The sequence below is a fragment of the Crossiella sp. NPDC003009 genome, assembly GCF_053591555.1.
Genome location: NZ_JBSFUA010000089.1, coordinates 1 through 13,263 on the forward strand (window position 1 = coordinate 1; position 13,263 = coordinate 13,263).

Below are 13,263 nucleotides of genomic sequence, written 5' to 3' on the forward strand. Positions count from 1 at the left end.
CGCCCCCGGGCGCGGCCGGGGGCGCCGGCGGTAAGCCGGGTGTCAGATGCTGGCCCTAGCCTTCCGGTATGACCCGCACCACCAGGCCGCCCGCGTTCGGCGTCGCCACCCGGTTCCCGGCCCTGGCCGCCTACGCGCGCATCACGGTGCGCCTGCACCCGCGCCGCGGCAACCCCACCGCCTACGACAGCCACCTCGGCGGACCGCTGCTGTGGCCCGAAGGCGAGGCCTGGCCGCGCTGCGGGCACGCCAAGTGCTTCATCCCCGCGCCCGAGCAGCCCGAACCAGCCGTGGTGGCCGGGCAGTTCTGGGCCAGGGACCTGCCCGACCTGCCCTTCCCACCCGGCACTGATCTGTTGCAGGTGCTGTGGTGCCCGCACGAGCACGACGAGTTGCAGGGCGGCATCGGGCCGTACGTGTACCTGTTCTGGCGGAACTCGCACTCGATCACACCGTCTTCGGAGCCACCGCCGGAGCCGATGCTGCTCGACGGTGACGACAGCCTGGTGCCCCGGCCCTGCGTGCTGCACCCCGAACGCCTCACCGAGTACCCGTGGCACGAGGAGCTGCCCGCCGACCTGGCCGAGGCGGTGCAGAGCATCCGGGAGGAGTACCGGGACGGCCTGTCGATCGCGCCGGGCAGCAAGATCGGCGGCTGGGTGTCCTGGGCGGTCACCGACCGGATCCCGCAGCCCTGCCTGGAATGCGGCACGCCGACCGAGCACCTGCTCAGCATCGCCGACACCGAATGGGGCGGCCGCGAGTCCCGCTGGCGGCCGTTCGAGGAGGACGCCCTCCGGGACCGGGACGCGTGGAACCCCATCGGCACCTACATCAAGGACGCCGTGCGGCTGTTCGTCTGTCCACAGTCGACAGAGCACCCGGTCCGGTTCGACCGGCAGTAGCGGCCTCCCTCAGCGCGCCCTGACCAGGAAGATCCCGCCGCGGCGCGCGTCCACCTCAAGGCCGACGTCCTTGTACACCAAGCCACCGCCGCGCACCGGCTTGGCCCGGTACTGGCACTTGGGTTCGAGCTTCTTGCCCAGCTCGACCAGCTGCACCTTGGGCAGCTCGTCGCAGCGCAGCTCGTCGCCCTCGGCCCGGAAGTCCTTGGCCAGCCGCGCGTGCACCGCCTCGGCGAACAGCACGCCCTTGAGCGGCTTCTTGGTGTACTTGACCAGCATGTCCGACTCCTTGAAGTCATTGGACACGGTGATCTGCCAAGGCACCTGCACGCCCTCGAAGGTGATCACGCAGTCGGTGACGGCACCGGCCTTGAGCACGACCGCGTCGTCCTTGCAGCTGCCGCTGGTCTCCCCGCGCCACTGCACCATCAGCAGGGTGTCCTTGCGCAGGTCGTGCACCAGCTTCTGCACCAGCGGCGCGTCCATGGGCGGATCGGGGAGCACGGCCTTGTTCGCCTCGTCCACGCTGAGCATCTCCGTGTTGCTCGCCGTGACCAGCACCGGACGCGGTGTGCCAGTGATCGGCAGCGAGGTCGGCGTGCCGGTCACCGACACGCTCCCGCACCCGGTCAGCAGCATCGCGGTCAGCGCGAGCACGCCGCCAGTTCCCCCAAAACGCATGGTCATGAGCTTAGACGAGGGTTTTGCCGGGGTCCGCCGCCGGGTGATACTGCGCGCATGATCAAGGAACTTCCGGCGGACCTGACCTGGCGGCATCCGATCGAGCAGGACCACGCCAGGATCCTGCCGCTGCTCTCCGCCTGGTGGGGCGGGCTGGGCGGCGCGGCCGGGGACCAGCAGCGGGCGCTGCTGGTGCCGAAGCTGATGTTCCAGCACTTCGCCGACAGCAGCACGGTGATCGAGCGGGACGGCCGGATCGTGGCCTTCCTGGTCGGCTTCCTCTCCCAGTCCCGGCCGGCGGAGAGCTACATCCACTTCGTCGGCGTGGACCCGGCCGAGCGCGGTCTTGGCCTGGGCGCCTGGATGTACCAGCGGTTCTTCGCCCACAGCAGGGCGCACGGGCGCAGCGTGGTCCGGGCGATCACCTCCCCCGGCAACGCGGGCTCGCACGCCTTCCACACCCGGATGGGCTTCGTCACCGAGCCCGGTCCGGTGCAGTTCGAGGGTCGCCCGGTGCAGCCGGACTACGACGGCCCCGGCTTGGACCGGCTCAGCTTCCGGCGCGATCTGGACGGTTCGCCCACCCGGTAGCCCGCGGGCGCGGCACACTCATCCGGTGATCCTCCGAGCACTGGCCGCCGCGGTCGCGCTGACCGCCACCGGCCTCCAGCCAGCCGCGGCCGCCCCCGCGGCGATCGAACCCTGCTCCGCCGTCTCGGTCGGCCCGGCCCAGGTCGTGGTCGACAACACCACCCGGCTCGGCCTCGGCCTCAAGGGCTGGCCGGACACCGCCTTCGGGGTGCTGCCCGAGGGCAACGGCCAGTACCGCTTCCTGTCCACCTCCGCGCTGGTCGGCTCCGGCTCGCTGCCGCAGAGCATCGCCAGCACCAAGGGCACCCTGGACAACCCGGTCTCCGGCGGGGTCAAGCACGCCGCGGTGCGCAACGTCCCGCCGGGCTACCAGTACGCCGGCGGCGGGCCGGTCTTCCGCGACCCGGCCAGCGGCCTGGTGCTGCAGATGGTGCACCTGGAACGCAGCCTGGACGGACCGAACCACCAGTTCTACGCCGAGCTGCACCTGGGCCTGCACGACCTGGCCACCGGCGAGACCCGGCTGCTGGGCGAGATCATCTCACCGGACATGGACTTCGCCACCGCGTACCGGCACAAGCTGACCGCCGACATCGGCACCTCCTCCTTCGTGCTGCGCGAGGGCTACCTCTACGCCTACTTCCCGGACTACTCCTACGACGACGGCAAGTGGGTCAACACCCCGCTGTCGGTGGCCCGCGCCCCGCTGGCCGAGGTGGTCGCCGCGGCCAAGCAGGGCAAGGCCAGCGAGTGGCGCAAGTACCACGGCGGCGCCTGGAGCTCCCCCGGCCGCAACGGCCCCTCCAGCGCGGTGCGCGAGCAGGGCGTCGGAGCCTGGCACCCGAGCGTGGTCAAGACCACCAGGGGCGGCACGATCATGGTGGCAGGCAACAGCATCACCGAGTTCGTGCTGGCCACCTCGCCGGACGGGCTGACCGGCTGGTCCGGCCCGACCACCCTGTTCCGCGACCCCGAGCGCGGCAACGCCTACCCGACCGTCGTCGGCACCGGCAGCGATCCGTCCATTGTGGACAACGAGTTCTACCTCTACTACCTCCAGTGGGCCAAGGCCGGTGACTGGGCGAACGCGGTGGCCATGCGCCGCCACGTCACCTGCGTCGCGGGTCGCACGCTGCCGACGGCCCCCCTGACCGGCTACGTCAACGGTTCCCAGCACCGCACCAGCACGATCACCGAACGCGCCACCGGTTTCGCGCCCGAACCCGGTCGCCTGTGGCGGCTGGAGACCGCGGCCGTGCCGGGCACCGTGCCGCTCTACGGCTGCCGCACCGGCTCGGACCACTACCTGTCCCTGGCCCAGGGCTGTGAGTCGCCGCAGGCCGCGGTGCTGCGGAGCGAAGGCCGGATCTACTCCGCCGCGCCCTCGGCCCCCTCGACCCCGTTGTACCGCTGCAAGTCCGGCGCGGACCACTTCACCTCTGCGGCGGCGAACTGCGAGGGCCGCGGCACCCAGGACAAGCTGCTCGGGCACGCGCTGACCACCACGCAGCGGGTGTTCAGCCGGTTCTACGACGGCCGGGAGCACTGGGACACCAGCGGCGCGGTCACCGCGAAGTACGCGCTGGAGCACCGCTGGTTCCTGGAGTCGGCGAGCAAGCCGGGCACCCGCGCGCTCTACGGCTGCGCCTACACCAGCGTGAAGGGCCTCAACCACTTCGTCTCCACGCAGCCGGACTGCGAGGGCCAGCAGGTGCTGCGCACCGAGGGCTGGGCCTACCTCGACCAGCCGAGCGCGCCGTCGGCGCCGCTGTACCGGTGCTACTGGCCGGAGCAGGACGACCACTTCCTGTCCCCGCACGAGAACTGCGAGGGCGTGCCCGGCGGCCGCAACGAGGGCCGCCTCGGCTACGCGCTGAGCTGAGCCGGGGTTCGAGGGCCCAGCACCCCCCCGGCACTGGGCCCTCGACCGGTCACCTGATGCTCAGCGCCACCGGCTGCACACCGAGGCCGGATCCGGGCTAGTCACGTGGATCCGCGAGTCCACGCTGTCGCCCCAGGTCTCGAACGGCCCGCACTGGATCCAGCTCGCGCCCCGGTTGAACGAGACGTCCAGCCAGACCGACTTGTGCCCCGCGCGCCCGCCGAAGTGGTGCGCCCACACCACCGGCGCGGCCACCGTGGTGCGCGGCACCGAGCCGGTGAAGGTCGCCGCCCCACCAGGTCCCAGCTGCGGCACTGGCGCGGGTCGGCCGAGGCCGTGCCCACCAGCAGGCCGGACTCCGCGCCGCGCCGAACAATCAATCGGCGAACGTGCGCCCGAGCGGGTGCCCGGCCGGGCATGGGTGGGCTGACCGGATTACAACGTTGGCGGTCCATTTCCGGACAGAGTTGTGTCCGTTGTTGACTGGTCACGATCGGTTGTTGTTAATGGGATCGGTTCCACATCGGGGTGGACCGCCCTACCCGCTCCTGCGCGCCCACCCCGCCTTCGGTCGTGCTCCCCGCCAGGAGGTAGGCGCCCATGTCCCCATCCCGATTGCGATCCGGCCCGCTGGTGGCCGTGTTGGCACTTCTCGCCTCGCTGGCGACGTTCACGCCTGCGCCGGCCCAGGCCGCGCAGGCCCAGCGCACGGTCACCGGCCAGGTCCGGGACGCGGTCTCCGGCGCCCCGGTGGCCGGGGCGGTGGTGCACGCGGCGGCCCAGACCGCCAGCGTGCGCACCGGGGCCGACGGGCGGTTCAGCCTGCCGGGGGTCCCGGCCGAGGCGGTCGGGGTGGTCGCGGCCAAGCAGGGCTACGACTTCCGCTGGCTGCCCCTGGAGTCCCGCGGCGACACCGCGGTCACCCTGCGCCTGGACCGGGAGACCCCGGGCACCCTGCCGCACCCGGACTACCCGCGTCCCGACCTGGACCGCCGGGCAGGCGCGGACGGCAAATGGCTCAACCTCAACGGGACCTGGTCGCTGAGCTTCGACCCGCGCGATGTCGGCCTGAAGGAGAACTGGGCCGCGGGCGGGCACGAGTGGCAGCACGCGGTGCGGGTGCCGTTCAGCTACACCTCCCTGGCTGGGGTCGGGGAACAGGCGCGGGCCAACAACCAGGTCTACGCCAGCCAGTTCGAGGCCAACAAGGGCGCGGCCTGGTACCAGAAGCAGGTCACCGTGCCCGCGGACTGGCCTGCCGAGCGCAACGTGCTGCTGCGCTTCGGCGCGGTGGAGTGGCACGCGCAGGTGTTCCTGGACGGCGTGAAGCGGGCCGAGCACGACGGCGGCTACTCCCCGTTCGAGGTTGACCTGGGCCGCCTGGCCCCCGGTTCCACGCACTCGCTGGTGGTGCGGTCCTTCGCGCCGGACAACAGCGACCGCACGCCCTACCCGCAGGGCAAGCAGATGGGCTGGTACGCCGACACCGGCGGCATCTGGCAGTCGGTGTGGCTGGAACCGGCCGACGCCGCCCGCCTGGACACCGTGCACGTCACCCCGCAGCTGACCTTCACCGGCGACCGGCTGACCAGCGCCAAGGCCGAGGTCGCCATCGCCGGCAACGCCGCCGCGGCCGGGTCCACGGTCAAGATCACCGTGCGCGAGCAGGCCGGGAAGCCCGGCGTGCAGCAGCGCGGGCTTGAGCTGCTGAGACCGGTGGAGCCCAAGGCCGGCCGGGTGGTGGCCAGCGCCACCCTGCCGCTGTCCGGCAGCACCGGTAAGTCCACTGTGGACATTCCGGCGGCCAGGCTGTGGTCACCGGAGACGCCGTGGCTCTACCAGGTCCAGGTGGAGCTGACCGGCAGCCAGGGCCGGGACGCGCTGCACACCTGGACCGGACTGCGCACCGTCTCCAGGGACTGGGCGCCCGGCCACTCCCCCGCCGAGCAGTCCGATCCGCAGCAGCAGTACCAATATCTGCACCTGAACAACAAGCCGATCTACCTGCGTTCGGCGCTGGACCAGGCGTTCAACCCGTGGGGCACCTACTCCTACACCGGCCTCTACCAGGGCGGTGACCTGCGCGCCGGGTCGCTGGCCGAGCCGCGGAAGGGTTCGGTGCTCTTCGACCTGGCGCTGGCCAAGCAGCTCGGGCTCAACTCCACCCGGCTGCACATCAAGATCAACGATCCGCTGTACTACCACTGGGCCGACGTGATGGGCCTGATGGTCTGGTACGACCAGCCGAACTTCGGTTACAACGGCTACCAGGCCAGCGCGGAGAAGCTGTTCGAGGGCGTGCTGCACGATGCGGTGAAACGGGACTACAACCACCCCTCCATCGTGATCTGGGACGTCTTCAACGAAGGCTGGGGCATCACCGACGGCAACGGCATCCGCGAGGAGGCCAAGCCCTGGATCGAGCGCATGGTGCAGCTGACCAAGCAGCTCACCCGCGGCGGGCGGCTGATCGTGGACAACTCGCCCTGTTGCAGCAACCACCATCCCAGCGAGAGCACCGACCTGCTGGACTTCCACGGCTATCTGTCCACATGGGACGAGTGGAAGGCCAACATCGACAACTACGTCCGCAACACCTATCCCGGCTCGACCTTCAACATGGAGGAGGGCAAGAAGCAGTCCGGGCAGCCGCTGCTGAACTCCGAGTTCGGCCCGTGGACCGGCGGCCGGGAGAAGGACCAGGATGTCGCCGCGCCGTTCCGCTACACCACCGAGCTGTTCCGCAACCAGCCCAAGATGAACGGCTACCTGTTCACCGAGCTGGCTGACATCGAGTGGGAGTGGAACGGCTGGTCGGCCTACGACCGCACCCTCCAGGTGCCCGGATACCTTGACGCAGACGGAAAACAGGGCGGGGTGCACCTGGCCAACGCCGACGACGTGCTGTTCTTCGACGCCCGCCCGGTGCAGCGGGTCACGCCCGGGCAGGCGGTGTCGCTGACCGCGAAGTCCTCGCTGTTCTCCGGCCGGGAGGTCAGCGGCGCCCAGCTGCGCTGGCGGATCTCCGGCACCGACCACACCGGCGCGGCCATCCGCAGCACCGACTGGCGGCAGCGGCCGGTCTCGCCGGAGAAGTACACCACCAGCGACCTCGGCAAGGTCGAGGCGACCGTGCCTGCGGAGCTGACCTCCGGCCGCCTGGACATCCAGCTGGTGCGCGGCCAGGAAGTCCTGGCCACCGGCCAGACCTTCCTGGCCGACTGGAGCAACCGGACCGACCGGGCCACCGTGCTCGGCGAGCACGCCAGCAGCCAGTCCAGGGTCGCGGGCACCATCCGGCTGGACCCGGCCGCGGCCAAGGCGAACTGGCCGCAGGGCCACGACACCTTCCGCAACGACGGGGCCAGCGCCACCTGGGGCTACGGCGACGGCGACTTCCAGTGGACGGTGGACCTGCCGGAGGAGCTGCGCACCGGCCGCTGGAACACCGCCCAGCTGGTCCTGGAGGCCTCCGCCTCGCGCACGAGCTCGCCGCGCACCCGGTTCCCGCAGACCTCGGAACGCCGCTACCCCACCGAGTTCCGGGCCTCCGTGGACGGGGTGTCCGCCAGGTCGGTGGTGCTGCCGGACGATCCGGCCGACGCGCGCGGCGCGCTGTCCAACGAGTCCGGCTTCGACCCCGGCCAGTACGGCTACCGGGTGGTGCTGGACCTGGACGCGCGCAAGCTCAAGGAGGCCGCGGCGGACGGCAAGTTCACCTTGTCGCTCAGCGGTTCCGGGGGTGGGCTGACCGTGCACGGGCCGCGCACCGGCCGCTTCGGCATCAGCCCGCAGCTGGTGCTCTCCCAGGGCCGGGGCGTGTCCGGGCCGCCGGTGCAGCAGTCCGAGCCGTACGTGGGCACCGCCGAGGGCGCGGGCGTGAACACCCACTTCGTGCCGGGCACGCTCAAGGAGGGGCAGCCCACCACGGCGAACGTGCTGGTGGTCAACGACTCCCCGCGCCCGGTGCGCCAGGTCCGGCCGGAGCTGGTGCTGCCCGCGGGCTGGCGGGCCGAACCGGTCGGCCAGGTGTCCACAGTGGACCTTCGGCCCGGCGAGTCGGCGGTGGCGCGGTTCCGGCTGGTGCCCGGCAGCGTCGGCGAGAACACGGTGACCACCAGGGCCTTCTACACCGGTGACGCCGGTCGCCAGGTGGTGGACGAGCCGTGGCTGGTGACCGTGCCGGTGCCCGAACCCAGTGAGGCCAACTACCCCAAGCGCACCGTGCACGACGGCTTCGACAGCGACACCAGCGCGAACTACCGGAGCTTCCAGCCCTTCGGCGGGGAGGCCGCGCCGGCGCCCACGGTGTCGGGTTCGAAGCTGAAGGTCAGCCACCCCAGCCCGTTCTTCACCATGCTCGGCTCCAACGCCGCGCCCGGCGGCAACCCGACGGTGACCATCGTCGAAGCCGGCGAGCTGGCCGGTGGCGGCTCGCGGGAGAACAGCCTGTTCACCGGGCTGGTGAAGGACCAGAACACCTATGTGGTGGCCTGGTACAACCACTTCCGGAAGGAGACCGGTTTCGACGTCCGGCTCAACGGCCAGTTCCTGCACGGGAACCCGACCGCGCGGCTGGACCTGCAACCCGGTGACAAGTTCGCGCTGGTGGTCTCCGGCAAGACCGTGGACATCTTCCACGGCCGGGAAGGGCGGTGGACCTCGGTGCGCACCGGCTCGGTGGACTCGCGGCTCAACCTGTCCGATCCGGCGGTGCTGAGCCAGTTCCGGCACGGCGCGGCCATGCGCGGTGACGGCGGCACGGTGTCCATCGAGTCCCTGGAAGGCCGGACCCGCTGAACCCTGCCCGGCTGACATCGTCCACTGTGGACTGTGTCAGCCGGGCCGTTCCCATTCGCCGATGTGCTCGTGGTCGGTGCGGCGCAGCTGCCGGTAGCGGCCTGCGGACATGCCATACCCGCGTTTGAAGGCGTTGGCCAGGGCGAACTGGGTGCCGTAGCCGCAGCGCTGCGCGATGGTGGCCAGGGTGGCGTCGGTGGTGCGCAACAGGTGTGCGGCCGTGGTCAGCCGCCACCAGGTGAGGTAGCCCAGCGGCGGCTGGCCGACCAGCTGGCTGAACCGGCGGGCGAACGCGGCCCTGGACAGTCCAGCCCGCGCCCCCAGCGTCTCCACCGTCCACGGCGCGGCCGGGTCCTGGTGGATGGCCCGCAACGCCGCGCCCACCACCGGGTCCCGCAGCGCGCCACCCCAGTCCCGGTCCGCGCCGTGCTCCTCCAGCCAGGCCCGCAGCAGGTAGATCAGCAGCACCTCCAGCAGCGCGGGCAGCACCGCGTCCCGTCCAGGCCGCACCTCGGCCAGCTCCGCGCCCAGCACCGAGACCACCCCGTGCAGGGCGGCCTGCCGCACCGGATCGGCGGCCTGCACCAGCAGTTCCGGCAGCTCGGCCAGCAGCGGGTGCACCCTGGCCTGCTCCAGCTGGAACGCCCCGCACAGCAGCCGCACGGGCACGCCCGCGTCGCGGAGGTCGTGCGCGGCCCCGCCGGGCAGCACCACGGCCTCCCCCGGCCCCAGCACCACCGGCTCGCGACCGGGCAGCACCACGGTGATCGCGCCGGAGAGCACCACGTGCAGCCGGGCCCCGGCAAAGTCCGGGAAGTGCCGGGTCCAGGGTCCGGTGGCGTCGGTCAGCGCCGAGTAGGGCCGCCCGCTGCGCATGGCGGCGATCGCGTCGCTGAGCACATCCATCGGCACCTCACCTCGGGAGATCAAGACGTAGACGTAAACGGCCGAGACGCTGAATCATTCCCGGCTGCCCGCTGCGAACCTAGCGTGACCGGCGTGGACACCATCACACTCGGCCAGGTCGAGATCACCAGGGTGCTGGAGTGGTCCGGCCCCTTCGCCCCTGCCAGCGCCGTCTTCCCGACCTTCACCCGCGAGCACTGGCAGGCCAACGAGTCCTGGCTCAGCCCGGACCACTGGGACCCGGCCACCGACATGGCCCTGGCCCGCACCCAGCCCTGGGTGCTGCGCAGCGAAGGCCGGATCATCCTGGTGGACACCGGCATCGGCGATGACAAGGAGCGGCAGGTCCCGGTCTTCCACCGCCTGCGCACCGGTTTCCTGGACCGCCTCGCCGCCGCGGGCGTCCAGCCGGAGCAGGTCGACCTGGTGGTCAACACGCACGCGCACTCCGACCACGTCGGCTGGAACACCCGACTGGCCGACGGCGAGTGGATCCCCACGTTCCCCAACGCCCGCTACCTGCTGCACACCGCCGACGCCACCCCCGGCCTGAGCGACCCCCAGGTGCACCGCGACAGCATCGACCCGCTCCGCCACACCGGCCAACTGTTCACATGGGACGGTCCAGAGCTACGCATCGACGCCAACCTGACCCTGACACCGGCTCCCGGCCACACCCCTGGTTCCGCGGTGCTGCGCCTGGTTTCCGGCACCGACCGCGCGCTGTTCATCGGCGACATCGCGCACAGCCCGCTGCAACTCGTCGAACCCGACCACGAGGCCTGCCTCAGCGACGACGTGCCCGCCGCCATCGCCACCCGCCGCCGCCTGCTGGCCGAGGCCGCGGACACCGGCGCGCTGGTCATCCCGGCCCACTTCGGCGGCAGCGGCGCGGCCGAGGTCAAGCGGGACGGCGGCAAGTTCGCCATCACCGGCTGGGCGGCCTTCGGATGACCCGCACCGCCCAGGGTTTCCTGGCCGGTGAGCAGCGCGCGGAGGTGACCGTCTACCACGCGGTGCCCTACGCCGCACCGGTCCACGACCTCGGCACCCGTTTCACCGCCCCCGCACCACCCCTGCCCTGGTCCGGCATCCGCGACGCCACCACCCCCGGCCCGACCGCGCCAGCCCCACCGCGCCCGTCCCTCGGGCTCTTCGACCTCACCCCGCTCAACCCGCCGCCCATCCCCGGCCCCGACTACCGCACCCTCACCATCTGGGCCCCGCCGACCCCCGCGCCGCCGCGCCCGGTGCTGGTGTTCCTGCACGGCGGCGGCTTCCAGGTCGGCGCCGGCTCCGCGCCGCTCTACGACGGGACCGCCTTCGCCCGCGACGGCGTGCTGCTGGTCACCGTCAACTACCGCCTCGGCGTCCCCGGCTGGCTGCACCTGCCCGGAGCTCCCGCCAACCGGGGTCTGCTGGACGTGATCGCCGCGCTGGAATGGTTGCGGGACAACATCTCCGCCTTCGGGGGCGATCCGCACAACATCACCGTGGCCGGGCAGTCCGCGGGCGCGATCCTGGTCGCCGGACTGCTCGCCGCGCCCCGCGCGCACGGGCTGTTCCACCGGGCGGTCAGCCAGAGCGGCAACCCCGCCGCCGTGCTCACCCCGGACCAGGCGCTGCGGGTCACCGGCGCGCTGACCACCGAGCTCGACGTGACCCCGGCCGAGATCCCCGGTGTCCCGGACGCCGACCTGATCGCCGCGCTCCCCCGGCTGCCCCTGCCGCCGGACGGGCCGCTGCGCGGGATCACCCCGTTCAGCCTGGTCCTGGACCCCGAAACGCTGCCGAGGCCGCCGATCGAGGCCGAGCTGCCGCCGGTGGACCTGCTGATCGGCACCAACATCGACGAGGCCAACCTGTACCTGGTCCCCACCGGCCGCCAGGCGCCGTGGCTGACCACCGAGGCGCTCTTCGGCGGAGGCAGCCGCCTGCTGGCCGAGGCGCACGCCGCGCAGTGGCCCGGCCGGACCCACCGCTACGAGTTCGCCTGGCGCTCCGCGGCTTGTGGCGGCGCGCTCGGCGCCTGCCACTGCGTGGAGCTGCCGTTCGTCTTCGGCCACACCGCGATCCCGGCCCTGCACGGCGAACACGGCCTGCTCGGCCCCACCCCGCCCTCGCCCGAGCTCGTGGACCGCACCCACGCGGCCTGGAGCCGCTTCGCCACCACCGGCGATCCGGGCTGGCGCGCGCCCAGCCAGCGCATCGACGAGCACTGGGCCCGCCAGGGATGAGGGTTCAGGCGGACCATCCGATCGTCCCGCGCGCACGGGAAGATCGGATGGCCACCCGTTTCGGCCGCCGTGTCCCACCATGGATCGCGTCGGCAGGGGCACGGTACCAAGGGGTCCCGGATGGTGAACGCGTCTTCAGCCCTGCCTGAATAGCGAAATGCCGCCACCCCGGGAACCGGGATGGCGGCACTCACCGTGCGGCAGCGGTCAGGGCCGCATCTTCTTCAGCGACTCCAGGAGGTGGGTGAGCCGGTCGCGCATGGTGTCGCCGATCTTCATGCCACCCCCCAGCGCGTGCTCACAACCCCTGATCATCTTCTCCCGGTCCTTCGGCGAGCTTTCCAGGTGCCTGATCGCCTCGTCGATCTCGTTCTTGTCGGCGAACTTGCCGTTGGCCGAGATGGGCTTGCCGGTCAGCTTGCCTTCGGCGTTGGCGTGGATCTCGATCTCGGTCCTGTTGTCGGCCATCTTGATGTGGATGCCCTTGGTCTGGGTGTCGCTGTGCGCCTGCTCCACGTGACCGAAGGGCTGGCACTTCCGCTTCTTGCCGGCTGCGGCGAACCCGGAGAACTCGGCAGGGGCCTCCCACTCGCACGCCTCGATCTCCGGCGTGCGCTCCTTGCGGGCGTTGGTGAGGATGCCCTTGACACCCTCCAGGAACCGCCGGCCCTTCTCCTTGAGCGCGAAGAAGTTCGCCAGGCCGTCGATGACCTTGACAATCGCCTTGCCCACGGCGGGCAGCTTGCCAACGGCCAGGAAGAACGAGCCGACGTCGACCAGGCTCCACAGGCAGGCGCCGAGGTCACCGTCGCTGACGCACTTGACGATGTTGTCGATGCCCAGCAGCGTGATCAGGATCTCCGCGCCGTTTTCGGCCAGCCACTGCCCGAGGCCCTTGTTGGCATCGGCCAGCGCCTTGCGGTACTCGTCGACCATCTGCTGGCCGCCCTGCGCCCGCAACGCCTCCTCATCCGCGGAGGTCAGCTCGCCGTCGGCCTGCCGCTCGGCGTCGATCTGCCGGGTGGTGGCCTCCTCGGCCCGCTGCTTCTCGGTGGCGATCTCCTGCGCTTCCTTGGCCGCGGCCGCGGCCTCCTGGGCCAGTGCGCCCGCGGCGATGGCGTCGGCACGCGCCCTGGCCGCGGCCTCCGCGGCCACCGCCGCGTAGTACGTGCCCGCCTTCTCCGGCCTGTTCGCGCCGTACTGGCGGGGCGACGCGCGCGGCGCGATCGTCGGCCTGACCAGGTTCGTGAACAAGGGTCAC

10 protein-coding genes are annotated in these 13,263 nt (G+C 71.7%); 6 read left to right on the forward strand and 4 right to left on the reverse strand.

Features of this window, described 5'->3' with window-relative positions; translation table 11 throughout:
- Window positions 1–68: 68 nt before the first annotated feature.
- A complete protein-coding gene (locus ACWDY5_RS40875) occupies window positions 69–905 on the forward strand; it encodes a hypothetical protein (protein ID WP_449727497.1) in 837 nt (278 codons plus the stop codon).
- A 9-nt stretch (window positions 906–914) separates the two neighbouring features.
- Here the strand turns inward: ACWDY5_RS40875 and ACWDY5_RS40880 are convergent, their stop codons facing one another.
- The gene (locus ACWDY5_RS40880) at window positions 915–1,586 is read right to left on the reverse strand and encodes a hypothetical protein (RefSeq protein ID WP_449727498.1); all 672 of its coding nucleotides are present in this window, start codon (window positions 1,584–1,586) and stop codon (window positions 915–917) included.
- Between the two features lie 57 nt (window positions 1,587–1,643).
- Between ACWDY5_RS40880 and ACWDY5_RS40885 the strand changes: the two genes are divergently transcribed.
- Together ACWDY5_RS40885 and ACWDY5_RS40890 are read left to right on the forward strand one after the other, a co-directional pair.
- The gene (locus ACWDY5_RS40885) at window positions 1,644–2,177 is read left to right on the forward strand and encodes an N-acetyltransferase family protein (RefSeq protein ID WP_449727499.1); all 534 of its coding nucleotides are present in this window, start codon (window positions 1,644–1,646) and stop codon (window positions 2,175–2,177) included.
- Window positions 2,178–2,202: 25 nt separating this feature from the next.
- Window positions 2,203–4,059, forward strand: a complete 1,857-nt coding sequence (locus tag ACWDY5_RS40890) for a hypothetical protein (protein ID WP_449727500.1) — start codon at window positions 2,203–2,205, stop codon at window positions 4,057–4,059.
- Between the two features lie 60 nt (window positions 4,060–4,119).
- Here the strand turns inward: ACWDY5_RS40890 and ACWDY5_RS40895 are convergent, their stop codons facing one another.
- On the reverse strand, window positions 4,120–4,374 hold the full coding sequence (locus ACWDY5_RS40895; protein WP_449727501.1) for a hypothetical protein: 255 nt from the start codon (window positions 4,372–4,374) through the stop codon (window positions 4,120–4,122).
- A gap of 285 nt (window positions 4,375–4,659) precedes the next feature.
- Here ACWDY5_RS40895 and ACWDY5_RS40900 point away from each other — a divergent pair, with 285 nt between their 5' ends.
- On the forward strand, window positions 4,660–8,859 hold the full coding sequence (locus ACWDY5_RS40900; RefSeq protein ID WP_449727502.1) for a sugar-binding domain-containing protein: 4,200 nt from the start codon (window positions 4,660–4,662) through the stop codon (window positions 8,857–8,859).
- Between the two features lie 36 nt (window positions 8,860–8,895).
- On the opposite strand, the gene ACWDY5_RS40905 is transcribed toward ACWDY5_RS40900, so the two are convergent.
- Window positions 8,896–9,765, reverse strand: a complete 870-nt coding sequence (locus ACWDY5_RS40905) for an AraC family transcriptional regulator (protein ID WP_449727503.1) — start codon at window positions 9,763–9,765, stop codon at window positions 8,896–8,898.
- Window positions 9,766–9,858: 93 nt separating this feature from the next.
- Here ACWDY5_RS40905 and ACWDY5_RS40910 point away from each other — a divergent pair, with 93 nt between their 5' ends.
- Both ACWDY5_RS40910 and ACWDY5_RS40915 read left to right on the forward strand, forming a co-directional pair.
- Window positions 9,859–10,719, forward strand: a complete 861-nt coding sequence (locus ACWDY5_RS40910; protein WP_449727504.1) for an MBL fold metallo-hydrolase — start codon at window positions 9,859–9,861, stop codon at window positions 10,717–10,719.
- The gene (locus ACWDY5_RS40915) at window positions 10,716–12,002 is read left to right on the forward strand and encodes a carboxylesterase family protein (protein ID WP_449727505.1); all 1,287 of its coding nucleotides are present in this window, start codon (window positions 10,716–10,718) and stop codon (window positions 12,000–12,002) included. Before ACWDY5_RS40910 ends, ACWDY5_RS40915 begins: the two co-directional genes overlap by 4 nt.
- A gap of 207 nt (window positions 12,003–12,209) precedes the next feature.
- Here the strand turns inward: ACWDY5_RS40915 and ACWDY5_RS40920 are convergent, their stop codons facing one another.
- Window positions 12,210–13,157, reverse strand: coding sequence for a hypothetical protein (locus ACWDY5_RS40920; RefSeq protein WP_449727506.1), 948 nt, complete (start codon window positions 13,155–13,157; stop codon window positions 12,210–12,212).
- Window positions 13,158–13,263 lie beyond the last annotated feature (106 nt).